At 65.1% G+C, this 24458-nt stretch carries 28 protein-coding genes; 14 read left to right on the top strand and 14 right to left on the bottom strand.

All coding sequences use genetic code 11. The annotated features are described in order from the left end of the window. Positions 1-9: 9 nt before the first annotated feature. A complete protein-coding gene (locus tag ACJH5R_RS15025; RefSeq protein WP_406782280.1) occupies positions 10-1242 on the top strand; it encodes a PPE family protein in 1233 nt (410 codons plus the stop codon). A gap of 7 nt (positions 1243-1249) precedes the next feature. On the opposite strand, the gene ACJH5R_RS15020 is transcribed toward ACJH5R_RS15025, so the two are convergent. Next, the gene (locus ACJH5R_RS15020) at positions 1250-1876 is read right to left on the bottom strand and encodes a TetR/AcrR family transcriptional regulator (RefSeq protein WP_406759864.1); all 627 of its coding nucleotides are present in this window, start codon (positions 1874-1876) and stop codon (positions 1250-1252) included. 39 nt (positions 1877-1915) lie between these two features. Here ACJH5R_RS15020 and ACJH5R_RS15015 point away from each other — a divergent pair, with 39 nt between their 5' ends. The 6 genes from ACJH5R_RS15015 (at position 1916) to ACJH5R_RS14990 (ending at position 8180) form a co-directional block, all read left to right on the top strand. Then, a complete protein-coding gene (locus ACJH5R_RS15015; protein ID WP_406759863.1) occupies positions 1916-3142 on the top strand; it encodes a hypothetical protein in 1227 nt (408 codons plus the stop codon). A 105-nt stretch (positions 3143-3247) separates the two neighbouring features. Beyond that, positions 3248-3976: a hypothetical protein gene (locus ACJH5R_RS15010; RefSeq protein WP_406759862.1), complete on the top strand. Its 729-nt coding sequence runs from the start codon at positions 3248-3250 to the stop codon at positions 3974-3976. Between the two features lie 83 nt (positions 3977-4059). Continuing rightward, entirely contained in the window at positions 4060-4452 is a 393-nt protein-coding gene (locus ACJH5R_RS15005) for a hypothetical protein (RefSeq protein ID WP_406759861.1), read from the top strand. 67 nt (positions 4453-4519) lie between these two features. Then, positions 4520-5416, top strand: coding sequence for a family 16 glycosylhydrolase (locus ACJH5R_RS15000; RefSeq protein ID WP_406759889.1), 897 nt, complete (start codon positions 4520-4522; stop codon positions 5414-5416). A 409-nt stretch (positions 5417-5825) separates the two neighbouring features. Next, the gene (locus tag ACJH5R_RS14995) at positions 5826-7262 is read left to right on the top strand and encodes a hypothetical protein (protein ID WP_406782279.1); all 1437 of its coding nucleotides are present in this window, start codon (positions 5826-5828) and stop codon (positions 7260-7262) included. 123 nt (positions 7263-7385) lie between these two features. After that, the gene (locus ACJH5R_RS14990; RefSeq protein ID WP_406759888.1) at positions 7386-8180 is read left to right on the top strand and encodes a family 16 glycosylhydrolase; all 795 of its coding nucleotides are present in this window, start codon (positions 7386-7388) and stop codon (positions 8178-8180) included. Here ACJH5R_RS14990 and ACJH5R_RS14985 read toward each other — a convergent pair. From ACJH5R_RS14985 to ACJH5R_RS14975, 3 genes are read right to left on the bottom strand one after another with little or no spacing between them, the layout of a single operon-like run. Further along, on the bottom strand, positions 8177-9070 hold the full coding sequence (locus tag ACJH5R_RS14985) for a hypothetical protein (protein ID WP_406759859.1): 894 nt from the start codon (positions 9068-9070) through the stop codon (positions 8177-8179). The genes ACJH5R_RS14990 and ACJH5R_RS14985 overlap by 4 nt on opposite strands. 19 nt (positions 9071-9089) lie before the next feature. Continuing rightward, positions 9090-9722 carry a TetR/AcrR family transcriptional regulator gene (locus ACJH5R_RS14980; RefSeq protein ID WP_406759858.1) on the bottom strand — a complete coding sequence of 211 codons (633 nt, stop codon included), beginning with the start codon at positions 9720-9722 and terminating at the stop codon, positions 9090-9092. Then, entirely contained in the window at positions 9712-10551 is an 840-nt protein-coding gene (locus ACJH5R_RS14975; RefSeq protein WP_406759857.1) for an oxidoreductase, read from the bottom strand. Before ACJH5R_RS14975 ends, ACJH5R_RS14980 begins: the two co-directional genes overlap by 11 nt. A 92-nt stretch (positions 10552-10643) precedes the next feature. On the opposite strand from ACJH5R_RS14975, the gene ACJH5R_RS14970 reads away from it, so the two are divergent. Both ACJH5R_RS14970 and ACJH5R_RS14965 read left to right on the top strand, forming a co-directional pair. Continuing rightward, positions 10644-11591 carry a LysR family transcriptional regulator gene (locus ACJH5R_RS14970; protein WP_406759887.1) on the top strand — a complete coding sequence of 316 codons (948 nt, stop codon included), beginning with the start codon at positions 10644-10646 and terminating at the stop codon, positions 11589-11591. 94 nt (positions 11592-11685) lie between these two features. Next, positions 11686-12186 carry a hypothetical protein gene (locus tag ACJH5R_RS14965; RefSeq protein WP_406759856.1) on the top strand — a complete coding sequence of 167 codons (501 nt, stop codon included), beginning with the start codon at positions 11686-11688 and terminating at the stop codon, positions 12184-12186. A 74-nt stretch (positions 12187-12260) separates the two neighbouring features. Here the strand turns inward: ACJH5R_RS14965 and ACJH5R_RS14960 are convergent, their stop codons facing one another. The 3 genes from ACJH5R_RS14960 to ACJH5R_RS14950 are packed head-to-tail and all read right to left on the bottom strand — an operon-like array spanning position 12261 to position 14414. Continuing rightward, positions 12261-12593: a DUF6527 family protein gene (locus ACJH5R_RS14960; RefSeq protein WP_406759886.1), complete on the bottom strand. Its 333-nt coding sequence runs from the start codon at positions 12591-12593 to the stop codon at positions 12261-12263. A gap of 50 nt (positions 12594-12643) precedes the next feature. Beyond that, a complete protein-coding gene (locus tag ACJH5R_RS14955; RefSeq protein ID WP_406759855.1) occupies positions 12644-13807 on the bottom strand; it encodes a ThiF family adenylyltransferase in 1164 nt (387 codons plus the stop codon). Beyond that, positions 13782-14414: a multiubiquitin domain-containing protein gene (locus tag ACJH5R_RS14950; protein WP_406759854.1), complete on the bottom strand. Its 633-nt coding sequence runs from the start codon at positions 14412-14414 to the stop codon at positions 13782-13784. Before ACJH5R_RS14950 ends, ACJH5R_RS14955 begins: the two co-directional genes overlap by 26 nt. 160 nt (positions 14415-14574) lie before the next feature. Here ACJH5R_RS14950 and ACJH5R_RS14945 point away from each other — a divergent pair, with 160 nt between their 5' ends. Next, positions 14575-14952 carry a helix-turn-helix domain-containing protein gene (locus ACJH5R_RS14945; protein WP_406759853.1) on the top strand — a complete coding sequence of 126 codons (378 nt, stop codon included), beginning with the start codon at positions 14575-14577 and terminating at the stop codon, positions 14950-14952. 3 nt (positions 14953-14955) lie between these two features. Continuing rightward, positions 14956-15675 (top strand): ImmA/IrrE family metallo-endopeptidase, encoded by a 720-nt coding sequence (locus ACJH5R_RS14940; RefSeq protein ID WP_406759852.1) that lies wholly within the window; start codon positions 14956-14958, stop codon positions 15673-15675. A 190-nt stretch (positions 15676-15865) separates the two neighbouring features. On the opposite strand, the gene ACJH5R_RS14935 is transcribed toward ACJH5R_RS14940, so the two are convergent. Both ACJH5R_RS14935 and ACJH5R_RS14930 read right to left on the bottom strand, forming a co-directional pair. Then, complete coding sequence (locus ACJH5R_RS14935; RefSeq protein WP_406759851.1) at positions 15866-16909, bottom strand: ParA family protein; 1044 nt, start codon at positions 16907-16909, stop codon at positions 15866-15868. 482 nt (positions 16910-17391) lie between these two features. Further along, the gene (locus ACJH5R_RS14930; protein WP_406782278.1) at positions 17392-17655 is read right to left on the bottom strand and encodes a hypothetical protein; all 264 of its coding nucleotides are present in this window, start codon (positions 17653-17655) and stop codon (positions 17392-17394) included. A gap of 927 nt (positions 17656-18582) precedes the next feature. Here ACJH5R_RS14930 and ACJH5R_RS14925 point away from each other — a divergent pair. From ACJH5R_RS14925 to ACJH5R_RS14915, 3 genes are all read left to right on the top strand, one after another. Next, positions 18583-19116, top strand: a complete 534-nt coding sequence (locus ACJH5R_RS14925; RefSeq protein WP_406782277.1) for an ImmA/IrrE family metallo-endopeptidase — start codon at positions 18583-18585, stop codon at positions 19114-19116. Continuing rightward, positions 19116-20153, top strand: coding sequence for a hypothetical protein (locus ACJH5R_RS14920; RefSeq protein ID WP_406782276.1), 1038 nt, complete (start codon positions 19116-19118; stop codon positions 20151-20153). The genes ACJH5R_RS14925 and ACJH5R_RS14920 overlap by 1 nt, the downstream gene beginning before the upstream one ends. A gap of 279 nt (positions 20154-20432) precedes the next feature. Beyond that, positions 20433-20735, top strand: coding sequence for a hypothetical protein (locus tag ACJH5R_RS14915; RefSeq protein ID WP_406782275.1), 303 nt, complete (start codon positions 20433-20435; stop codon positions 20733-20735). Between the two features lie 4 nt (positions 20736-20739). Here ACJH5R_RS14915 and ACJH5R_RS14910 read toward each other — a convergent pair whose 3' ends face one another. The 5 genes from ACJH5R_RS14910 to ACJH5R_RS14890 all read right to left on the bottom strand — a co-directional run bounded on the left by ACJH5R_RS14910 (position 20740) and on the right by ACJH5R_RS14890 (position 24334). Next, complete coding sequence (locus ACJH5R_RS14910; RefSeq protein WP_406782274.1) at positions 20740-22524, bottom strand: hypothetical protein; 1785 nt, start codon at positions 22522-22524, stop codon at positions 20740-20742. 63 nt (positions 22525-22587) lie between these two features. Next, the gene (locus ACJH5R_RS14905) at positions 22588-23280 is read right to left on the bottom strand and encodes a hypothetical protein (protein WP_406782273.1); all 693 of its coding nucleotides are present in this window, start codon (positions 23278-23280) and stop codon (positions 22588-22590) included. Between the two features lie 15 nt (positions 23281-23295). Continuing rightward, positions 23296-23643: a helix-turn-helix domain-containing protein gene (locus tag ACJH5R_RS14900; protein ID WP_406782272.1), complete on the bottom strand. Its 348-nt coding sequence runs from the start codon at positions 23641-23643 to the stop codon at positions 23296-23298. 53 nt (positions 23644-23696) lie between these two features. Then, complete coding sequence (locus ACJH5R_RS14895) at positions 23697-23966, bottom strand: hypothetical protein (RefSeq protein ID WP_406782271.1); 270 nt, start codon at positions 23964-23966, stop codon at positions 23697-23699. Then, on the bottom strand, positions 23963-24334 hold the full coding sequence (locus ACJH5R_RS14890; RefSeq protein ID WP_406782270.1) for a WhiB family transcriptional regulator: 372 nt from the start codon (positions 24332-24334) through the stop codon (positions 23963-23965). Before ACJH5R_RS14890 ends, ACJH5R_RS14895 begins: the two co-directional genes overlap by 4 nt. Positions 24335-24458 lie beyond the last annotated feature (124 nt).

The following is a 24458-nucleotide window of genomic DNA, read 5'->3' as shown; positions in this document are numbered from 1 at the left end:
CCCAACGACATGGACTTTGCGTTCCTCCCCCCGGAGGTCAATTCCGGCCGGATGTACACCGGCGCGGGGGCAGCACCGATGCTCGCCGCGGCGGCCGCCTGGGATGCCCTGGCCGCCGAACTGGAGACGGCTGCGGTCGGCTACGCCGGGGCGATCGAGAGTCTGATCGGGCACGCGTGGTCCGGCCCGACATCGGTGGCGATGGCCACCGCCGCGGCACCCTACGTGGCGTGGCTGCAGGCCGGGGCCGCCAACGCCGAGCAGACCGCGATACAGGCCAAAGCTGTTGCCGCGGCCTATGAGTCCGCCTTCGCGGCCACTGTCCCGCCGGCGGTGGTGGCCGCCAACCGGACCCTTCTCGCCACCCTGGTCGCCACGAATTTCTTCGGCCAGAACACTCCGGCCATCGCCGCCGCTGAGGCCGCGTATGCAGAGATGTGGGCCCAAGACGCCGTCGCGATGTACGGCTACGCGGCGGCGGCGATGCCGGCCAGCGCACTGCCGGAACTCGACCGGCCGCCGCAGACCACCAACCCGGCCGGGCCCGGCGCGCAGTCCACGGCGGTATCGCACGCGGCCGCCGGCAACGGCCAGGCATTGACGCAGGCCACGCTGCAGCAGTTCGCGAATCCGGCGGCCTCAACAGACCCACCGACGTGGTGGGAGACCCTTACCTCCGAATTGGGCCAGCTGACGCCGTTCAGCAGCATCGCCAGCAGCGGGCTGAGCTTCGACTCCAGCTTGTACACCGTGGTGAGCAACGGCGCCGGCTGGGGACGGCTGGTGTATGTCCGCGGTGGGACGGAGGGGGCCTTGACCTTCCTGGGGATCGGGCCGCGCGGTGTGCTGTCGGCGTCCACGACGCCGGTGACGGGGCCGGGTATCGGTAGGGCGATCCCGATCGGCGGGCTGTCGGTGCCGCCGAGCTGGGCGACCGCAGCCCCGGAGATGAAGCCCATCGCCTACACGCTGGCCGCCGCGCAGACCCCGTTGCCGCCGGCCGCCGGACTTCCGCCGGGAATGGCGTGTCAGGAGGCGATGATGGGAACGACCGCGGGCCAGGGCGCAACGCCCGCCACCACCGACCGCCGCAGCCAGAAGAGCAACGGCAAGAACGACGATCAGGACGGCAAGCCGATCACCACGCTGACCAATGGAAGCGGCTGGCTGGCGTCGTCCTGGGCGTATCACACCCGGCAGCGCGAGGGGCAGCCGCTGCCGTCGCACTGGCGGACGGGCTAGCGATCAGCTAACCGCGATCGCGCTGCAGGTAGTGGGCGACCATGTCGATCAGCGCCCGCCGCTCGGTCTGCCAGTCGATGGGTCCTCCCATGATCATCTGCGCCAACACAATTCCCCGCAGCGCTGCCCAGATCACCTCGGCGACACCGGAATCCGCGGGATCATCTGAGACCAGCCGCCCCAGCCTGTTGATCGCGGAGTTCATCTGCAGCAGGTGCTGATGGGACTGCTCGCCCAAACTGCCGCGAGTGGCCCGCAGGATCTCGAATGCGGCCAGTGAGGTCGGGCTGGCGTAGCAGCGCCACGCGGTGTCCACCACTGCCTCGATTCGCTCATGCAGCCCCAGCTCGCTGACGTCGACTGCGGACAGGCTCGTCAGCAGTTCGGCCACCCCGTCGTCGACCACGGCCATCAACAGGCCGTTGCGGTCCCCGAAGTGGTACTGGATGACCCCCCAGGTCACCCCGGCCCGCTCCGCGACGTGCTTGGCGGTCGCCGCGCCGAAACCCTCTTCGGTGATACAGCGCACCGTCTCGTCGATGATCCGGGCGCGGGTGTCGTCGCCGCGCTTGCGGGGCGCGCTGGTCCGTCGAGTGGGGCCAGTCGGCCGGGCGGAACCGGCGGAAATAGTCATTGTTGACTTTATAACATAGACACAACTATTTTTTAGCTCGTGACCGAATCCAGGTATGCCTCGCTGTCCCGCGAGGAGTTGGCTGTCCTCGTGCCCGAACTGCTACTGATCGGGCACATGATCGACCGCTCCGGAATGGCCTGGTGCATCTCGGAGTTCGGCCGCGAGGAAATGGTGCAGATCGCCATCGAGGAGTGGGCGGGCTCCAGCCCCATCTACACCCGGCGTATGCAGCGCGCGCTGGGCTACATCGGCGACGACGTGTTCACCATCTTCAAGGGCCTGCAGTTCGACATCGGATCACCACCGCAGTTCATGGACTTCCGCTTCACCATCCACGATCGCTGGAACGGCGAATTCGAGTTGGCCAGCTGCGGCGCGCTGCTCGACGTGGAGCCGATGGGTGACGACTACGTCTTCGGCATGTGCCACACCATCGAGGATCCGACGTTCGACGCCACCGCGGTGGCCACCAACGTCCACGCGCAGTGCCGTCCCGTACATCGCCCGCCCCGCACGCCGTCGGACCGGCAACCGCACTGCCACTGGACCGTCATCATCGACGAGGACTACCCGCCGGCCCAGCCGATTCCCGCGTTGGCGGTGATCAGTGAAAGCAAAGCCGCCACTTGGCAACTCGACGACATCGATGCCGCCGACGAAGGGCTGGCGGACTACACCGGACCGCTGCTGGCCGACGTCGACTTCACCGCGTTCTCTCACTCGGCGTTGGTGCGTATCGCCGACGAGGTGTGCCTGCAGATGCACCTGCTCTACCTATCCTTCGCGCTCGCGGTGCGGGCCCGGGCGGACTCCGACGAACTGGCCGCATCGGTGGGTCGGCGTCAGCTCACCGGCCTGGCCGGGCTGGGCGCCCAGCGAATCAAGAACGCGCTGAAGCTTCCTGGAGACATCGACGGTGCGCGACGCACCTTCGAGCTGCATCCGTTGCTCAATCCGATTGGCTACGTGCGCGCCGACATCGGCGAGAACACCATCGCGGTGCACCCCTCGCCCGCGCACGACGACGGCGCGTGGATCACGCTGTGCTCGCCCCAGGACGTCAACCCGCTGCAGGCCATCGCGACCGCCGTGAACCCGCTCCTGCGGGTGGAGGTCGAGGGGTCGGCAAACGAGTGGACGGCCCGGCTGATCGAGACCGACACCGAGGCAAAGGAAATGCCCGAGGTGATGGTGACCAAGGTCAGCAGCGGCGCGGATTTCGTGTTCCGCACCCGCAAATCGCTGCCGCTGACCGTGGTGTGAATCGGCTGATAGCCCGCCGACCGCCGGTGTGTCGGCGTTCCTGACCGGTTCGGCCCCGCCTATGGTGAGGCCATTCCAGCCGTTGTCGATCCAAGGTAGTCAGCCATGTACGACCCGCACGACGACGAGGCCACCAGGGAAGCAGAAGCGGTCGACGCAACTGACATGGCGCCGACCGTGATGTCTGCTCCGGGTTCCGGTGCTGTTGTGGACGCGTTCGCCTGGTCTCAGGAGGACGGCAGTGCTGGTGCCGAGCCGGTGCCCTACGTCGAGGACCCCTACTACGACCAGGATCTGAGTACCGGACGCCGCCCGACGGTTTCGGTGCCTGCTGCGCCGGTCCCGGGCCGTCGCGCGCCTTCGCGGCTACCGCGGTTGGCGTTCGGTGTGGGCATCGTGGTGGCGCTGATCGCTGTTGCCGGAGCGCTCTACAGCTTGGCCCGCAGTCAGGACGACGAGACGCCGGTTGCGCCCGAGACCAGTGCCGTGGTGCCGCCGACCCCGACGCCCAGTGCGCCACCGCAGCCCAGCGCCCCTGCGCCGCCGCCCGTGGCCACAACGTCGACACCGCCGCCGCAGACCACCACGGCGCCGCCGCCGACCACGACGACGGCGCCGCCCACCACGACCACCACGACCACCACCGCGCCACCGACCAGCACGACAACGACCACGACGGCTCCGTCTACGACGACGACCACGACCGTCCCGCCCACGACCAGTGAACCGCCCAGCACCACGGTGCCGCCGGCCACCACCGTGCCGATGACAACCGAATACCTGCACATTCCCTTGGTGCCGATTCCGATCCCGATCACGGTTCCGCAGAACTAGCTTTGGGCGTCGCCTGAGACCGTGGCCGGATTCGCCCCGCGCAGGCACACTGGGGTGTGGCGACCGGGCGAAAGGAGCTCGCAATGGGCGACAACGGTGCGTTCGGATTCGATTCCGAGGATTTGGACCGCATGATGCGTGAGGCGGGCGAGGGGCTGCGCGCAGCATTCGACCGCTTCTCCGGGACATTCGGCTCCGCCGGGGAGAAAGCCGGCTGGGGTGCGATCTTCGCGGACCTGGCCCGGGCGGCGCGGGCTGAGCCGGCGACCACCGGCGAGACCGGTGACGGCGTGTGGGCTATCTATACCGTCGGCGGCGACGGGGCAGCGCGCGTCGAGCAGGTTTACGCCACCGAGATCGACGCGTTGCGCGCCAGTCAGCGCAATCCCGACCCGAATCGCCGAGTCCGGTTCCTGCCTTATGGGATCGCCGTGGGCGTGCTCGACGACAGCGTCGAAGACGATGAGGTGACATAGGCCACGTGGGCGGGCTTGTCTTGTTTGACACCGGTGCGGTGTGGGTTAGATTGCCACCGTGTCCGAGATGAACCGCCGCCAGGTCATGATGATGCTGGGTGCCGGCGCATTGGCTGCCGCAGCGCCCACCCCCCAGGCCAGAGCCGTTCCCGCGGTCCCGGGAGCGCCCGGCGACCCGGCGCAGCCGCCGTCTGGTCCCGCTGCGCCTGCGACGCCCCCGACCGGTGCCGCCAAGCCCGGTGGCTTCATCTGGCATGACGAGTTCGACGGGCCGGCCGGCTCGGCCCCCGATCGGTCGAAGTGGACGATCTCCAATCACCGGACCCCGATCCGTCGTCCGGTCGGCTGGGACCGGCCCGAGTACTTCTACCAGTACCGCGACAGCCGCAAGAACGTCTTCCTCGACGGCAACTCCAACCTGGTGATCCGGGGCACCCAGGAGGGCAACACCTTCTTCGGCGGCTTGGTGCACGGCAACTGGCGTGGCGGCATCGGCACCACGTGGGAAGCCCGCATCAAGCTGAACTGCCAGACGGCGGGCTGCTGGCCCGGATGGTGGTTGTCCAACGACGACCCGGGCCGTGAGGGCGAGATCGACCTGATGGAGTGGTACGGCAACGGCGAGTGGCCCTCGGGCACCACCGTGCACGCCAACCCCTACGGCACCGCGTTCGAAACCTTCGCGCTCCCGGTGGACGGCAACTGGCACAACTGGCGGGTCACCTGGAACCAGAGCGGGATGTACTTCTGGCAGGACTATGCCGAGGGTATGGAGCCCTACTTCTCCGTCCCGGCCGTCGGCATCGAGAACATCGACGAACCGGGCCGGGAGTGGCCGTTCAACGACCCGGGATACACGGTGTTCCCGATCCTGAACCTGGCTATCGGTGGATCCGGCGGCGGTGACGCCCGAGTGGGGAGTTACCCGGCCGACATGCTGATCGACTGGGTGCGGGTCTTCTAGCCTGCTGTCCGCCTCGCCCGCCGTGCCGGTTCCGGCCGGCGGAGAGTTCGTGCACTAATCGCGACACGGGTTCTTTTGCTTCCGCCCCTCGCCGGAAACGTTAACGAAACAGGCTGTCTTTCACAGGATCTCGATCAAGTTAGCCGTCTTGGCTACTGGTCGGTAGGGCTTTGGAAATCGTACGCGGCACGACGAGGCGGAATGTGATTTGCGCCACATCATCGGAGTCTGCATGTGGAATCTGTTGCAGCTCAGCGGCATTGGCGAGCGACTCGACGCCCGTCAAGTCTGGGCAGGGTCCGGCAAGCAGGTGGATCGCTGAGGTAGCGTCCCCCTCGCTCGCCATCTAAGGCGATGCTGAGGGAGACACGACTGCCTGACGGCAAGTCCACAGGAGGGGATTTCTTTGATGAGTCAAGGTCACAACGGCGGCGCGCGTCGGCGCGTGGTGGGCGCTGGGAGCGCCGTGGGTGCGTTCCTGGCGCTGGGCCTGAGCCCGCTGGCCGCAGCTCCGGCCGCCAACGCGGACTTCGACTTCGACTTCGGCGATGTGCTGAGCGCGCTCGGTTGGGACGACTCGGCCGACGGCACTGCGGCCTTTGACGGCTCGAGCTTCGACTTGGCCCTGCCCGGCGCCGCGGACAGCACTGGGCTGGAAGGCATCTACGACTCGATCTACAGCAGCATCCACTCGATGGGCGACATGCTGATTCCGATCTTCGATGCGACCGGCATCAACACGCTGTTCGCGTTCGATGGCAGCTGTGGCTTGGTGTGCGATGGCGTTGACGCGTCCATCAGCGACGACGGTGTGCTGACCGCAGCCACCAACGGTGGTCTGCTGTTCGGCGACGGCGGCAACGGCATCGCCGGGTCCGCGGGTGGCGACGCCGGCCTGATCGGTAACGGTGGCGACGGCGGCGCCGGCGCGTTGGGTGCCATCAAGGACGCCGAGGGCAACGTGATCGAGGGCACCAACAACGGTGGCGATGGTGGCGCCGGTGGTTCGTTGCTGGGCAACGGCGGCAACGGCGGCAACGGTGGCGTCGGCGCCGCCAACGGTGGTAACGGCGGCAACGGTGGCTCGGCGGCGATGCTGGGTGCCGGTGGCGATGGTGGCGTCGGCGGTGCCGGCAGTGCTGGAGGCAAGGGCGACAACGCAACCAACACGACGGCCGCGGAGACCGGTGCCAACGGTGGCAACGGTGGCAACGGCGGTAACGGCGGCAACGGCGGTTCGCTTATCGGTAGCGGCGGCAACTCGGGCGCCGGCGGCGCCGGTGGTACTGGTGGCGCCGGTGGCGACGGTTCGCTGGTCAACACCACGTTCAACAACAACGGTGGCAACGGCGGCGTCGGTGGCGAGGGCGGCGCGGCCGGAGCGAAGGCTGGAACCGCGGGCATCCTCGGTGGCAGCGCCGGCACGATCGGCACCGGCGGCAACGGTGGCGTCGGCGGCGCCGGCGGTACTGCCGGGTTCGGTGCGACCGCCGGTACGGGCGGCACCGGCGGTGCCGGCGGTGACTCGACCTCGGGCAACGGTGGCAACGGCGGTGCCGGTGGCACCGGTGGGGCTCGCGGCTCGAACGGTCTGGCGTCCGGTACCGGTGGCGTCGGCGGCGTGGGCGGCGACAGCGCCACTGCTACCGGCGGCAACGGCGGTACCGGCGGTACCGGCGGCAGTGCTTCGGGCGGGCTTACGGCCGGCGACGGTGGCCACGGCGGTGCCGGTGGCGCCTCCGGCGAGACCGCGGGAGCACCGGGCTCCGCAGGCGCCGACAACAACGGGACCAACCCCGGTGCTGGCGGCCAGGGCGGCGAGGGCGCTGCTCCGGCAGCCGGCTAAGGGCCGCTACAACAGGCGACAGGAGCCCCGCACACCTTCGGGTGTGCGGGGCTTCTGCCATTGATGCCTCGGCCGCTGTAGTGGTTTCATGCGAAGGTGGCCGAGATAAATCGACGCAGCCTGATGTTGACGACCGGATTCGGCATGCTTGCCGCCGCGATGCGCATGCCGGAGGCATGGGCCCGACCGGGGCCCGCCGATCCGCTGCCCGACGCGCCGTCGCAGACCTACCTCTTCAGCGACGAGTTCGACGGCCCGGCTGGTTCCGCGCCGGACCCGGCGAAGTGGGCGGTGGCGCAGGCCCGGGAATCGATGAAGGACCCGACGTTTTGGGAGCGTCCCGAGAACGTCGGCCAATACCGTGACGATCGCAAGAACGTGTTCGTCGACGGCAAGTCGAACCTGGTGCTGCGCGCCGCCAAAGATAGCGACAACTACTACAGCGGAAAAATCCAGAGCCGGTGGATGGGCGGTATCGGGCACACCTGGGAAGCCCGGATCAAGCTCGACTGCCTCACCGCAGGGGCTTGGCCCGCCTGGTGGATGGGCAACGACGATCAAGGCGAGATCGACGTGCTGGAGTGGTACGGCAACGGCAATTGGCCATCGGCGACCACCGTCCACACGAGATCGAACGGTGCCGAATGGGCAACCCAACAGATCTCGATGGACAGCGCCTGGCACACCTGGCGGTGCCGTTGGGACACCGACGGCATCCGGTTCTGGCGCGACTACGTCGACGGAGCCGCACCCTACTTCTCCGTTCCGGCGAACTCGATCGCGGACTGGCCTTTCAATAATCCCGGCTACCACGTGTTTTCGGTGTTCAACCTGGCGGTGGCCGGTTCCGGTGGCGGTGATCCTCGATCGGGCAGCTACCCCGCCCAGATGCTCGTCGACTGGATCCGGGTCTTCTAAAGCGGTCTTACCTCGCCGGTCTCGCCGGGGCTGGCACCGTCTTCGCGCGCCTGGAGCCAAGCCACGCCTTGTTCGGCCGCTCGGATCAGCGCGCCACGCTCGCCGAAATAGGCGGCGAACAAACCCAACCCGGGCAGTGCCCCCAGACGCTGATAGAACTTCTTGGGGTGCGGGCGCTTGCTCACCTCGTCGAAAGTCGCCCGCAGGATGCCGGCCAGCTGCCAGACGGTGCGGGTGATCACCACCGGGGTCGATGACGTGATCGACTTCAGCGGCTTCCACCCCGGCGGCGGTGTTTCGGGAAGCGGTGCGGGATCGGGTTGCGTTGGTACGTCGACGTTCTCGGGAAGATGGCGCCCGCACAACACCTCGGCGAGCAGCCGCACCTGCTCGCGCCGGTCGGTGACGCCGTACTCGCGGGCCAGCGCGCACAACACGATGGCGTGGTTGACGAATCCCGCCAGCTCGCCCACCGGGACCACTCGGGTCAGCCAGCCGAACACCCCCGGGGAGGCGACCACCACGGTGTTGAGCGCACCCACCCGGTGCACCCACCAGTGCACCCGTTGCTCGCGACTCATCCGCTCCCACGCCGCGGTGCCGGGCAGATCCGCGGCGTTGATCAGCTGGGCCCCGGCGTTCAAGGCGCGGTTGGTGACGTTGGGGCCGCGACCGGCGTCGTGACGGCGCCGCCGCAGCCGAAACCGCCGGATGCGATGGGACAGGCCGCGGGGCGGGGTGAGCAGTCGGCGGGTGCGTTTGCGCAGCCCGATCGGATCGGCCTCGGCGAGCAGGTCGAGCAGCGGATCGATAACCGCGACCGCGCGGCCCAGCGCGTCGGCGACCTCGGTGTCGGTCAAGGTGGCGTGTGGCTTCGGAAACAGACCCATACCGGAGATTGTGGCGGGATCAGCCGGCTTGGGGGCCGTTTGGGGCGAGTGCACTGCGCAGCGCGACGTCGGCCAGCCGCCGCGCATGTTCCTCGGTGAGCGTGCAGTGGCCGCTCATGCGGCGAAAGATGAGCGGCCCGAACAGCAGATCGATGACGTCATCGATGGCTATGTCGGCGTCGACGTCGCCGCGGCTGACTCCCCGTTGCCACAGTTCGGTGATGGCCGCGCGGCGGCCGTCGAGAAAGTAGTCCCGGAAATAGGCGGCGCCCGCCGCGTCTTCGACGCAGGCGGCGAGCAGCTGCGCGAATACGTCACCGCGACTACTCGCGTAGAACGCCGAGACCCGCACCACCTGCTCGGTGAGATCGCCGACGGTGCTTCCGGTATCCGGCAGCGGCAGATCCTGGGCCATCATCGCGCCGAAAGCCTCGGCGGCCACCGCAGTTCGTGACGGCCAGTGCTTGTAGATGGTGGCCTTGCTGGCCCCGGACCGGGCCGCGATCGCGTCGACGGTGGAGGCGGCATAGCCGCCCTCGTCGAGCAGTTGCGCGGTCGCATCCAAGATGGCCTGGTGGATGCGATCGCTGCGGGCACCGGTAGGTCGGACGAAGGTGGATTCGCCCGACCGGCCGGCGGTTTCAGACGACATCGTCGAAGTCGGTCGATGCCGAGACGCCGCGCCACTGCGCCAACTCGGCCTGCACGTGGGCCAGCTTGCCCTCGACTGCGGCGATGGTGTCATTGCCCAGCAGCAGGCGCACCGGGGGCCGCTCGGATTCGACCACATCGATGATCGCGGCCGCCGCCTTGACGGGATCGCCGGGCTGGTCGTGGTTGCGCTCGCCCGCGGTGATGCGCATCTTGCCCGCGGGCCCGTCGGCGTAGTCGTCGATGGTGTGCTGCTGGACCTGCAGGCTGGACGAGTCGAGGAAGTCCGTGCGGAAGTAGCCGGGCTCCACCACCATCGCGTGGATTCCCAGGGGCTGCAGTTCGGCGTGCAGCGCCTCGGAGAGGGCTTCGACGGCGAACTTGGTGGACGCGTACACGCCCCATCCCGGGGAGCTGACGAACCCGCCCACCGACGAAATGTTGACGACGGTGCCGGACCGCTGCGCCCGCAGTACCGGTGTGACCGCGCGGGTGACGGTCAACAGACCGAACACGTTGGTCTCGTAGACAGCGCGAACCTCGGCGTCGGTGGCTTCCTCGACCGCGCCCAGCAGTCCACGGCCGGCGTTGTTGATCAGAACGTCGATGCGACCGAAACGGTCCACTGCCGCCTGCACGGCCTGGCGGGCCTGCGTCTCGTCGGTGACGTCGAGGGCCACGGCGAGCACGTTGTCGTTCTCGCCGAGCGCCTCGGTGACTGTTGCCGCGTCACGCGCGGTCGCGACCACCTGGTGGCCGCGTTCCAGCAGGTCACGTGCGATCTGCAGACCGAACCCGCGGGAAGCTCCTGTGATGAACCAAACGCTCATGTTCTCGCCTTCCGTAACTGAACTGCACGGCTAGTTTAGCTAATGGGACCGGGCGATGCAAGATTTGAGTCGAAGCCGCAGGATGTGCGGCTATATTCGCTGGTATCGACATCAACACCCGCAAGCTGCGCCACTTCGTTGTGGTTGCCGAGGAGCTGAATTTCAGCCGCGCCGCCACCAGCCTGTGTATGACCCAGCAGGCGCTTAGCCGCGAGATCAAGGAAATTGAGGCGTCGGCCGGTGCCAAACTGCTGAACCGCACGACGCGGAAGGTGACGCTCACCCCGGCCGGCGATATCTTCCTGGCCGGGGCGCGGGAGATGCTGGCGACGCTGGACGCCACCACCACCGATATCGCACGGGCGGTCCGCGGACTGTCGGGGACGCTGCGGCTGGGTTTTGGCCCCGGTGGCGCACTGGAGTTGACCGGCCTGATCGTCGACGAGTTCCGTCGTTGCTATCCCGGCGTCGACGTCACCATGCGTGAGTTCCCGATCGGCGACCCGTCGGCCGGGCTGGCGTCGGGGGTCAGCGATGTGGCGCTGCTGCGGTTGCCGGTAAGCACCCCCGATATTGAGACGGAATCACTGTTCGTCGACCCGGTCGTCGCGATGGTCTCCGCCAACCATCGACTTGCCGCCTGCTCCTCGGTATCGGTGCTCGATCTCATCGACGAACCGATTACGGTTACCGACACCACCGATGAGAGTCACCGTGCCTTCTGGTGTCTGGATGCCGTGCGCGATGATGCGACCGCGGTCCGGCGGTTCCCGATCAACTCGGTCACCGAGGAGGCACAGCTGGTTCAGGCTGGGGTGGCGGTCGCAATTACTAGTGCGGCAGTCACGCAGTACCTGCCGGCGCCGGGCGTGCGCTGCCTGCCGGTCGACGACTGGCCGGGATCTGTGGTAGCGGTCGCCTGGCTGCGCGATGAACCGAGCCCGCTGGTGGCGCGGTTCGTCGAGGTGGCTTGCGCCGTTCGAGACCGGGAGGTCGACGTGGTACGTGCAATCGAGGGCCGACTGGCGGGGCGCTCCTAGGGCGAGGGCCGCGCCTTTGCCTCGCCAGGGTTCGTTCATTTGCCGTTGCAAACGGAAAACATCGTTGACACATGACGCCGTTAGCGTTCGCGCTATGAGAATCGCCGTCACAGCGGTATTGCTGGCTACTACGTTCACGGGCGTGGCTGCGCCCGCCACGGCCGCTGCGGCGTGCGGAGATCCCGGCCAATCACTGTGTATCGGAAGCGTTCCCACCGCCGACGAGGTGCTCGCCGCGGTGGCCGAGTTGACCGACCCGAACATCCCCGCGGCGAACAAGACCAACGTCGTCACCCCCGGCTTCACGCCCGAGGAAGCCCAGACCATCGACGATCGCCTGCGCGAGACCCAAGAGGCCGGACTGTTGCCCTACCACTTCGTGGTGTCCGACATTCAGCCCGCGGGCGACAATCTCGCCGGAGCGACCGTCACCTCCGTGGGGGGCTTTCATGAAGAGAGCGCACCCGAGCCCATCGGCCTGATCAACCAGGGCGGGCACTGGCTGATAGCGCACGACACCGCCGTCTCCGCGCTGGAGCATTTCTGGCACAACGCCAACCGGCCGTTTGTGCCGATCGTGCCGTGGGTTAAATGAGCGGGTCTCCTCAGCAGGCCGGCACTGCTCAAACGTGGAGCCGATGACGGGAATCGAACCCGCGTAGCGACCAGTCATCTTTTCTTGAGGCGGTGCCAGGCGCGTCTAATCAAGCCGCCCCTCGAGCGTTGAATCTCCACTGCGTGTTGATCGGCGTGCCGGGCTCGTTGCGCCTGGACCGGGCTGAGATTCTGACGCCAGTCGACTTCGCCTCGGGTGATGAAATAGTGGGAGTTACACGGGAGCCCCGTAGCTGCCACCGACGGCCATAGCGAGACCTCGCCATCGAATGTGATCCGCCATCGGGCTGGGGAGAGCTTGGTGACGACTTGATGCCGGCATCCGCAGGGGCATAGATGACCGGCTGTGGAGTAATTCGGCGAGACGTACAGGATGCCGGGCTCCATTGGTGTAGGGAACGACTCGACGAATTCGGCGGCGTAGCGATCCGCGCGGGTCATGTCGTGTCGCCGTTTCGAAGTTCATTGAGAAACAATTTGTAGATGGTCTCGGCCGCCGGAGTGTGGGTGGCGTAGAAACCGAGATGACGCTTCCAGCTGATGACGGCGAGTAATGCGTTGAGGGCGTTCAGGTCTGCGACTTGTATGTTCGTACCGTAGTCGTCCTGGCCCGGTGTCGCCGGAGGGTTGACCGGTGACGTGATGTGGTTGTCGGGGAGGTACATGGTGGACCGGACGAGTCCGGTGAGACCCCCGTCTTCTTGATGGAGTCCCATCCCGACGTCGACAAACGGGATGTCGTGCTCGCTCAGCCAAGTCATGATGAGGGGCCGCTGGTCGGCGTCCGCCGCCGCAAGGAAGACGAAAGTGGTGTTCGCGAGCAGATCGATGTTGCTCATGGTCAGGTGTTCGGGATGTGCAGTGATGCCGGTGTGCATCCGGGAGTACTCCTCGGCGAAGTACTCCGCTTTGTTCCGTCTCGCCTGAAGTGTTTCAAGTGCAGCGGCGCCGGGTGCGCGGAAAGCATTGTGATTCTCGAACACGTCACCGTCGAAGAGGTCAATGCAGTCAACCCAAGTCTTCGCGACCTGGTCAAGGATGTAGCTCCCGCTGCCCCCGACGCCGATGACGGCGATTCGGTGGCCACGAAAGACGTTGTTCAGTGGTGTGAGTCCTGCTCGGGTGGAATTGGTATCGCGGTAGACGAGGGGCAGGTCGTCTTCGACGGCTTGGAAGGCGGCTCCGGGCGTCGTGGTGAGGGTCGAGTCGACTTCACGAGCGGGGATGCTGAGGATGCGAGCGTAGGAGCGCACCTTCTCGTACAGGCTGGGATAACTGCCGCCGGGTGGCTTGAAGGACAACATGAAGTTGACGCTGCCTGCTTTTCCGAGGTCACGGGGGCTCGCGCCGCCGAGGGGCGCTCCGCGCTCGTCGCGTGGTTCGTTGCCGCTGAACCAGATGGTGTGGTCGCCAATGGCATCGGTGATGACACCGCCGCTGTCATTCACCGGCAGAACCAGCCGGCCGTCGGCGCGCGGGCCGTCAGCGGTCAGGTAGGGCACACGATCGATGATCAGGTGTCCGGTCTGCAATTTCAGGTCGTAACCCTCGGCGAGCAGACGACCAATGGGTTCCTCAGGACCGATTAGTGGGTTCGACATCGAACGTCATTCCTTCCTTGACGCGAACACTCTCGCCCGGCCGCAGGGACTTATCTGGGCCGTGGCCCCGGCTGATTTCGACGGTCGTGCCCGCGGGGTCGTACGGTTGGCCGGGGGAGGCGAGCTCCACTACCTGCTCGAAAGTGATGTCTTTGCCGCCCCACAGGTGGGGCTTGGTGTTGACGATGATCGTGACCCCTTCACTCTTCGTACTGACGAACTCGTCTCCGTCGCGGACGGTGATCAGCTGCTCGTCGGCGAACCGCTCACGTCCACCTGCACCATTGACCCGAGCCAAGTCGTATTTCGCTGGGTCGAGCCCGGCCAACCGCAGCAGCGCCGCCGCAGTCTGGTCGTCGTCCCAACTTGTGTGCGGCTCGCCGTCGATCGTGAAGTGCACCTTGCGGCGGGTGTGGAACTCGTTGCCATCGTGCAGATCGACGATCTGCTTGTCCTTGATGTGCGACTCGATGCCGTGCTGGTCGACGATGAACAGGTCATAGTCCCTCGGGTCCCGGCCCGCGAGGCGAAGCAGCGACGCTGCCTCCTGGTCATCGTCAGTGACGAGGCGTTCGACGTTGTCGATAGTGATGCGCAATGTGGTCACGATCAGGCACTCCTTCTGCTCGGCGGGAGGTCAACCCGCGGCGTTGTTGCGACCGCGGTGCTCCACTGTGCGCGTGTTCGCATGTGTGCGTACATCATGACATTAGCATCATGCGTCGGCAATGTCTGTCAGCGCGGTGCGCGTGCGCTAGTTTGCGAACATGGCGAGTCGTGGCGCGGGCAAACCGCTCGGTGATCGGGTAAAAGATGCGAGGGTCGAGGCGGGCCTTACCCTGCGCGGCGTTGCGAAGTCGCTAGGCCTGTCGCCGTCCTACCTCAACGACATTGAGTACAACCGACGCACACCCTCGGATGACGCGCTGCAAAAAATCTCAGCTCTGTTTGGTCTCGACCTCGACGAACTGCTGGCCGCCGCAGGGCGTGTCGGCATCAGTAAGGATGCCGAGCAGTATATTCGGGAAAACCCCAGTGCTGGAGTTCTTTTCAGGCGTGTGACCAATGAGCGAATTCCTGAGGCGGAGCTCAAGAAGCTGATCGAGGCCGTTGACGAGTTGAAGCGAGATCGCGGACTGGAGTGAGCGATGCAATGGTATTCCGGCCCCGAGGGCGACCAGCGAATTTGGTACGAGGCTGACGAGATTGAGCAGATGGCTGTCGAGCAACTCCGAAAAGCAGAGCTGTTGCCGAGTCTGACGGATCCAGTAGCCGATTTGGAGCTGCTAGTCGAGGGTTACCTGCGATGCGATCTTGACCTGTATGCAGACCTTCCGTCGGATGTACTCGGTTTGACGATCTTCGACCCTAAACGGAAACCGCGAGTGCAGATCAACAGTGAGTTGACCTGCGCTCGGGATGAGGAGGGTGCCGGCACCGCCGCGATCGGACGTTGGAGAGCAACCATCGCCCACGAAGCGTCGCACGTTTACCTGCATCGGTACCTATACGAACCCGAGTTCGCGCGGCTCGCCGGAGCTGCGCAGCCGTTAACTGAGGCGGGTGCGAGAGTCGAGTGTCTGCACCGCGATATTTCGCCGGAACCTGTAGATGCCGTTTTGACGCGCCGGAGATCCGACTGGCGCGAGGTCCAGGCAAATCGAGGAATGGCGGCGTTATTGATGCCACGCAGATTGTTTAATCGGGTGGCACTCAGAGAAATGGGGCGCCTAGGTCTTGGGACGGCCGTCGCTGTTGACTCTGCTGAGCATCAGACATTGACTTCCGTGCTGGCCAGTACGTTCGAGGTATCGCTGCAGGCAGCCGGAATCCGTTTGAAAACTGCGTCGTTCGTCACCGCGGCGTAGGCGCCGGGACCAATGCCCAGATGCTCTGCCGCGTTTTGGCCGCACCAAAAGGCTGCCGTGGAGATGGTTCCCAACAGAAGCGCGGTTGGTGCTCGACTTGACTGCTCCGCTACGGCACCCGAGGTTCTGCAAAGCGGTGTACTGGCCTGCGGTGTTGCGGGCGAACCGGAAACGTTGTACCGCTGACGGGCTAGCTGACCGGTTCGGCGTCCCGGGCCTCCTGGCCGGTACGAGCAAGGATGTTGTCGCACAATGCCCTGAACTGTTCTTCGCTCGCCAACGCCTTCTTGTGTTGGTCGCCGAAAATCACGTCATCCACCTGTAGTTCGAAAATGGCCCGTCGCATGTTCTGCGCATACGGAACGAGGCTGTGATAGTTCTTCAGATCGCCGAGATCCGCGCCCCGGGCGAGGGCCGGATCAGCCAGGGTGGCATCTGTGCCGGTCCCATCTCCGAATTCGGACAGTGGCAGCAGTAGACCGTCGTGGAATGCGCCGGGCATCTGTTCGATCCAATGCCTGAATGCCCGCGTTGCCTCGCCCCTGTAGATATTGAACTGTTGTCGGACGTAGCCAAGCGTCTTTGGCAGTCCCAACGGAATGTCGAATGCCAACCCACGCGGGCAGACGGTCAATGCGGTGGCCCACTGCCGCACCCAAGTCTCCAGGCTGCCGCCGACGCTGGGTAGGGCCCGGATGGAGAACAGGTCGGCCGCCAGCGGCACAATCAGGTAGTCGCTTCCGAGGAGCACAGCCCTGTTCAGCGCGCCAACATTGGGACCAAGGTCAACAAAGGCATAGTCCGCGTCAACCTGGTCAGCAAGTTGCTGGATCAACCGATAAGGCGCACTCGTGACCCGGAAGCCGCGCTCGTTACCAGCCAACGCTTCGGTCCAGGCACTCGGCATGATGCCTTCGAAGTTGGTTAGACCGAGGTCGCCAGCCGCCAACCAAACTCCGCCGGGCCGTACGACGTGCGCCTCAGGGAGTGCGATGTCCCCGGAGCCGCCGACCAGCGGGTTGAACGCGTGCGCCACAGTCTGGTTTGTCGCACCGGCAACGAACAGCTGTTCCAGGGCTTCGTCGGGAAGGCTGATGGCGGTCAAGTTCGCCTGCGCGTCTAGGTCAACCATGAGCACGCGCATCCCGAGACGGGACATCTCGATGGCCGTGTTGAAGAGCATCGTCGTCTTGCCAACGCCGCCCTTGTGGTTGAAGAAGGAAATGATCTGCACGCGCGCCCCTCCACTGCCCGAGGCCCCTTTGCTGGAGCCGCCCTGCCAATCGACATTACGCGAACATCAGTTCGATGCAAGTGGACCGCAGATGACTCTTGACGGACGGGAGTAGAGACAGGGGTGCCCACCCCGGCGGCGTCTTGCAGGCAGAGCAAGGGACCGTTAAGGGACCGCCGGGCGGGTGAGGTGAGCTGATCGGGCTAAAACCCCTGCTCAAACGTGGAGCCGATGACGGGAATCGAACCCGCGTATTCAGCTTGGCGTCGAAGCGTCTGCTGAAGATTGCTGAAGTCCGTTAATGTATTGCGCTGCAAACGATCACGCTTGCTATCAGTGCGTACGGATGCGGGTAAGTACGCGGCGTGTCGTGCACGTTTATACGGGGAAAATACGGAGCAGCTGCAAACAATCTGTCGCCCTTGAACCGTTGAGTTCCGATCAAGTGCGCCGCATTGGGCACGAGGCCTGATCCCGCTAGGTCAGCTCTGCTCCAGCGCTGCCAGCGTGGCCAGGTCTTCACGGATCGCGGCGATATCGTCGGCATCGAGCGCAGGGTCATCAATGAAGTTGACCACCGCGTCGACCAGGTTCTGCGGCAGGCGGATGCTGCGGATCGCAGCCTGCTCAACCAGGTCGATGATCGCTGCGACGTATTCGCCGGCCGCAATCGCGCCCTTGATCGCCCAATCCCCGCTAGGGGCGGCCACAGCGAACAGCTCCTCGGCAAGGTCGCGATCATTCACAACCCAGATTCTACGGCCGGAACCAGTACAGGCCTGCCGCTAAAGGAGAAGCCTCGAACGGCAAGCCATCTCCGACTGCCCTAAGCGAAAATCGGTATCGTCCTCCGCCATGACCCTCCCCGTGAATACCTACTCGCTGGCTGAGGTCGCCCGGTCGGTATGCGGAGATGACCTGGAACACCCCGGCCTGTGGCTGCTGCGCCTGGTCCGGTCAGGGGAGGTGTCCGCACTGCGGATAAGTAGGGGCGTTTACCGCTTCACCCAGCAGCAGGTTGATGCTTTACTTGCGCAACTCGACACCAAGCGCGCAGCAGAACCGAAGGCTGAAGTGCCCACAGCCGAGGGTGCAGAGCCTCGCATCCGCACGCTTTCCCTTACCCCAAGATCCGCCCGCCGCCTTCGCAGCATCAACGCGATACATGACGATGCGGGACGCCAATCCCCCGTGGAACGGGGGGACGTCCCGCACGATCCAGTCTAACGACGAAGGGTGGGGAGGCAGCCAACCCCTTTGCAGGATCGCCGCTCGTGGCTTAGGCATTTACCCCCCATTCCGTTTTTTCCACACCGGGGGAGGGGGGGTATGTCGGGGGGAGTAAACGCCTAAGCCACGAGCGGCGGTGTAGGCGGCCGAGGGGGTCACCCCCCCACCCCTACCTTTGGCGCTGCTGCCCCGCCGGCCCAGCGAAATGGCAGGTCAATCCGTGGGCGCATCGGTGCGCCCCTCAGCTTCATTTGCGGCCTTGTCGGACCGCTGCGCTACCGTGCCGTGTTTGAGAACGGATGGCGCCTTCAGCGCGCTAGTCTTCGTATTATCGGTTTGGCGTGTACCGCCAGTCACCTGGGTCACGAAGGGGGCAGCCTTGCGATGCAACTCGCATACCGGGGCGCCTTCGAGCGCGAGATGATGGTGGTGGAGGTTTGGAAGTGGTAGGCGTGTTGAGTCAGGGTGCGGTGGAGGCGCCGCGATCGAGACTGTCCTATTCAGCAATCGCGACGTACGCCGAGCAGATCGCGGGCGAACACGGAGTCATCGCCACGAACGGCCACGTCAACGTGCACGAGCTGCTCAGGAAGCTCGGCGGCGAGATCATCGTCGACGACCGCGCCGAGTCGCTCGAAGTCCGGGACAAGGGCGACTTCACGGTGATCATCCCCACGCACACCTCGCAGCTGCGCGACCGGTTCACGATCGCCCACGAGTTGGGCCACTACTTCTTGCACTACCGCGCGCCGGAGACGCATCGCGTCGGTGAACGCGTCTCCATCTTCACGCGGCTGGGCCGCAACGTGGCCGAGACGCAGGCGAACGTGTTCGCTTCGAACCTCCTGATGCCGGAGGAACACTTCAAGTCGGCGTTCAAGCAGCTGAACGGCGACATGGTGATGGTCGCTCGTCGCTTCGAGGTGTCGATTCCGGCGGTGAAGGTGCGCGCCGAGTATCTCGGCCTCGACACCTGATGGCTTCGGGCGCCAACCGTGACGGATCGATCCTCTTCCTCTCCTGTGACCTGCAGAACTCGACGCAGTTCAAGCAGAGCGAGGAGAACGACTGGATCAAGACGTTCCTCGCCTTCTACACGGAGTTCCCCTCGATTCTGTCGGCGGAAGTGGCGAAGTCGTGTGCCGGTCTCAGCGGGCGACTGTCGCTGTGGAAGGCCATCGGGGACGAGCTGATCTTTTCGGTTCTCATCGACTCCGAGCAGGAGTGCAGCGATGCAGTTGACGCCTGGCTCGCGGCGATGCTGGCCTTCGAACAGCAGCACCTCCTCTTGAAGACCCCGATGACCTTGAAAGGTGGCGCCTTTCTGGCGACGGTTCCTGCCCCGGACCGGCGGGTCGCGATCCCGCGAAAGGTTCAGGTGCAAGATCCGAAGTCGCAGATCGATGCGGAGGCCGCCAACGAGAAGACCCTCAACGATGCGAGTCCAGACGACGACACCTTCGCCGCCGAGTTCGCGATGGACTTCGTTGGTCCGAGCATCGACACGGGTTTCCGCGTGCTCAAGTACGCGACGCGCGAGTACTTCGTGCTGACCGCAGAAGTAGCGCACCTGCTGTTCAAGCACTACAGCGCTGCGGAGCTCAACAACCGCAAAGCCCATCTCGTCGGCACCCACGTACTCAAGGGTGTGTGGGGTGGTCAGCCGTACCCTGTGTTCGCACTCGCACGCGCGCTGGACGAGCAGACGCCGGCGCAGACGTTGGCCACACTCTTCGACGACAGCAAACTGATCACCGAAGACTACCCGGTGTATCCGTCACGTAAGCCGCACGATGTCCTCGATCCGATCACCCGGTACCGCAGCGCTCGCGGTTGGCAAGGGGGGATATTCGCGCCCGAGGCGGCCCACCCCACATTCCGCAGTCATCAGGCCGCCGTTGATATGCGCCGGAGGCTTGAGGATGACTTCGTCGACACGTCGGAGGATTCACTCGACAAGCTGAACGATCTGGGTGAGCAGAACGTCGTGGGCTCCGACCTGCCGCGTGACTGAGGCGATCCGTCCCAGTCGGTGATCTTGGAAAGAAGATCCCTGGGGGGGCACCCCTTCGGCCACCGACAGTGCCGCTCGTGGCATAGGCATCAATCTCTCCCCGTCAAGAAAAAAAAAGAACTCCCTCTATTAACGCCTATGCCACGAGCGGCGTCGTGGGGGGTCGGAGGGGTTCCCCCCAGGGTATGTGCAGTGCAGCATGGATATGAAGACCTGCGGGGATGGTCGGTCGGGTGGTACTTGTTGTGGATGATTGGAATCAATGCGCGGAGTCGTGTTGTGTCGGTGGCCGGTGTCGGTGTGGCCTGCCTGGGGTTGCTGCTCGGAACAGCCGCAGTGGCGAGTGCCGACAAGCAGGAGTTTCTGGACTTCATCCATGCGCAAGGCGTTCCGCCGAGTTACTTCAGCACGCCCGGCGCCGATTACAGCAACATCATGGTCGCCAACATGGTGTGCGACGTATTCCATAACGGCGGCACCGCAGCCGACATCCCGTTCCTCGGACTTCAGCAGAACGCATACCGCGATCCCCTGATTGAGGGTGCGCAGCGATACATGTGTCCCGACACGCTGCCGCAATAGATCGTCAAAACAAGTCATTGGAGCCGAAGAGAGTCCCGATTGCGGACCACATGGTTTGTAGCGTGCGGACGGCTTGCCCCATGGGGTCTTCCTGCTCCGACCCGGTCCCGATCGTCACGTCGAAAGTCTTCGGGGTGGACTCGTCGTAGTGCATACGGATCGCCGTGAACTGGTCCGTGTAGAGCAGACCGTCGATCTCGAACAGGGCGCGCGTCCCAAGATCGAAGTCGTAGTAGACCTGGTAGGGCCGGCGGTTCCAGATGCTGACCTTGAACGACTGGTAGGGGCGGGTCTTCCAATGCCCCTGCCGCAACGTCAACGCTGAACTGATCGTGTAGGCGGTCCCGCCACCCTCCTGAGTGAAATACTCCAAATAGCCCATGTCCCCGGCTGCGATCTCCCGCATCGGGTCCGTGTGCCGCATGAACGCCAACAGCATGTTGTCGAACTGCCCTTGGTAGACCTCTTCAAGCCCGGATCCTTGGGGGGCGGGGCCGGCCACAGCAGCGCCAGCGCCGCCGTATCCGTATGCATGCGTGACCTGGATAAAGCTGAGCCCGAACTTGATCCCGAACGTCTGTAGCTGGTTCACCCATCCGGGGCTCTTGCCTCCGGCCAGAATGGATTTGGCCTTGCTCTTGAAGATCGCCCGTTCCGACGACTTGATCGGTGACTGGTCCAACGAGTCCCGGAACACAATGTTCGGCAGTTTCGGTGCAGTGCCCAGGAAGTCCTGAATGTAGGGCTTCACGTTCTTCCCGGTGCGTGGGTCGATGGCGTCGGCGTCGCGGAACTCGTACAGGATCTCCGAGATCAAGTCATCAGCCGTCGCCGCAACCAGATTCACGGCCCCGTCGATTGCAGTACCCGTCAAACCAACAACTCCGGACTGGTCCTCAACCGCCAGGACGATGCAGTTCCGGGAAGGCCGCGCAGCTTCCTCCCCGACGAGAACCGCGAGTTCGGGGTGCGGCGAGTCTTCGTCCTCCGTCAGCCAGGTGTAGGCGCGGACGTTGCATCCCGCATCCTTCAACATTCCTTCGGTGGTGTCGTGGGCCGAGGACCAGCGTGACGCCAACACACTGAACCGACTGGTATCGGTGAGTGGGTTGACGAACTGCATCTGGATCGGCCACCCCAACGGTGACCACAACCGCCCATCCGTCAAGGGCTTCAGCCACGCGCCGGGGTTGACGAAGTTGTCGATTATCCCCAACGGCGGGTAGAAGATCCGCGCCAAGTTGACGAACCCCGATACCGCCGTAATCGTCCGCGTGTTCCCCGGTAGCACCCATGCTTTGAGGGGCTGGAATTCCGGGGCACACCAGGGTGTGGCCGCGAAGTAGAGGTGTTTCCAGTGCTCCCGGTTCTCCGCTACATCGAAATGCAGCTCATGCAAGCCCTTCTCAGTGCGCACGTTACGGACAGCAGTGACTTTGCCGCCCCACCGCCACCGCCAATTCCGGTTGTTCGGATACGGGTCGACGGTGATGTTAAGGTCATCGTTGGATCGGACATCGGTGCGTAGGAACTTGTTGATCCAATCCGAGCCCCGCAACACAATCGAACCGGTACCGGTGTCATGCAAACGGGTCTCGATATCAACGGACTTCTCACCACCGATACGGCCGATGAACTTCATGTCCTTGTCCCACAACCGGATTAACGGCCGAGCACGCGACTCCGCATCCTTCGCATTACGCTTCGCGTCCGCCCACATATAGGCCGAGATCGGGGCCAAGACAGGATCAGGTACGCCGTTCTCGCCGATTGCGGGCATTTTGAGCATGTGCCCCCTTCCTATGTGTGTGTGGGTGCGTGGCCGGTGCCTGGCTGACCCAGGGCGAGGCCATCAGGAGACGGCGACGGTTCCGAGGGAGCCGGGACGGTAGGTTCTGCTGGTCGGCTTGGTGGCGTTCGCCGGTGGGGTCTCCGCGAGCTTCCGGAGCTGGCCGGCGGTGTCGTCAGCCGTCAGTATCGACGGTGCGGCGGTGCGGATGATGGAGGCCAGCTCGGTGGGCAACGCAGGCAGCGGGACTGTAAAAACCATCGCCACAGCGGTGTTGAAGTTTCGGCCGGTGGGCAGCGCGTCCAGCTCCGTGTAGGCGCCGGTTTGTCCGGTGCCGGCGGCGTAGGCGGCGGCGACATCGGTGATTCCTTGGGTATCGGCGCGGGCCGCGATGGCTCGTGCCATGAGGTCGTCGCCCCGGTCGAGGGCGCGTGCCATGAGGGGGCCGTATTCGTCGGGGTCGGTGATCTTCGCGGCGCGGTCCTCCGCGTCCCGATAGACCAACACCGTGGCGGGATCGGCCCCGGCGGGCAGGCCGAACAGCTTGCGGGCGAGCTTGCGGCGAGTCTCTTCGCTGGTGGTGACGAACTGGTCCCGCAGTTCGACGGCCAGCGAGCGGGCATCGAGGATGGCCTTCGCGATCTCGTGAACCTTGCCGTCTGTCGAGTACCTGGCGTTCGCGCAGACGGTGTCGACCTCGGCCTGTAGGTCGGCGCGGATGGCGCTCATCTTGGTCTTTGCTTCAGCGAATTGCATTGCGATTACTCCTGTTCAGGTGGCTTGTGTGATGTTGAGGTGCTGCGGGCGGATCAACCACCGGCCACCGCAGCGGGTGGCGGATATCCGGCCGTCGCGGCACCATTTGCGGACGGCGCGGTCGGTGCAGCCCAACAGTTGGGCTGCTTGAGCGGTCGTGATCCATACATCTGAGTCTTGCGGGTTGCGTTGCCGCCCTGCGGTTTCTGTTCCGGTACCGGAACGGTGATGTAGGGCGGCAAGGTGCAAGGCCGCAAGAATCTCGTAGGCCGGCGGGTCGGTGACGCGCAGCCCGATTCGGCGGTCAGCGGTCAGTCCCGCTTTCGCTTCCAGCCACGCCGCGATCCGTGGCGGCACGGTCACTGAGCCATCTGGGCCGACGTGTCGGGCGATTCGGTCAGACCAACTGTCACCTGTCACGGCAGTTCAACCAAGACCAGCTCAGCGCCATCACGCTCAAGGTCGGCGTAGTACGCCAGGACCGGGCCAAGGCCATGGCCTGACCCGTGTGCTTCGGCCTCTTTGATGCGGCGGCAGGCTTGGCGCCAGAGTTCGGGGGGATGTTCCGCGCCGACAGCGAGGGAGGACTGCGGCACCCCGAAGAGCAAGCTCAGCCCAGCGGGGTCGATGTAAAGATCCTCGCCGTCCATGGCATAGCGCACGACAATCCTGCTGGGATTGCTCACGATGCCTCCTTCGTGGCCGTAAACGCGCCGACGGAATTAACTTCTGGTCCCACAGAACTAGAAGTGCTTACTGGGCTGGGGTGGAGTAATCCTGCGGTGACTCCGGTCGGTCGGCGGCGGGACGGTTGTGCCTCGACCCATGTACGGCATTCGGCGAGGGCAGGGCAGCGTGCGCAGATGCGTATGGCTGCTTCAATCCCGTCGCGCAGCTCATTCTCGGCGGCGAAGAACACCGTCGTGTGGTTCCGGCAGGCGGCTCCGGTCAGACGTGGTACGCCGGACAAGATTGCGCCGAGCACGGTGATGGTGGCGTCAGCGTCTGGAAGGTTCGCGTGTGAAACGTGACCCCTTGAGACGGGGGTGGTCATGATGCCTCCCTGGGGTGTCGGGGCTCGCCGAAATCGACGGGGGTCAGGGGCGTGTTTTTCCCGGCTTCAGGCATTGGGATGTCTGCGTTGGCGATTCGGCTGACGCACGGCACCTTGCTCACCC

The sequence above is a fragment of the Mycobacterium sp. SMC-19 genome (assembly GCF_045310815.1).
In the GTDB taxonomy this organism is placed as follows: Bacteria; Actinomycetota; Actinomycetes; order Mycobacteriales; family Mycobacteriaceae; genus Mycobacterium.
Note: the sequence above shows the minus strand (reverse complement) of the source record. Positions and strands in the feature narration are given on the sequence as shown.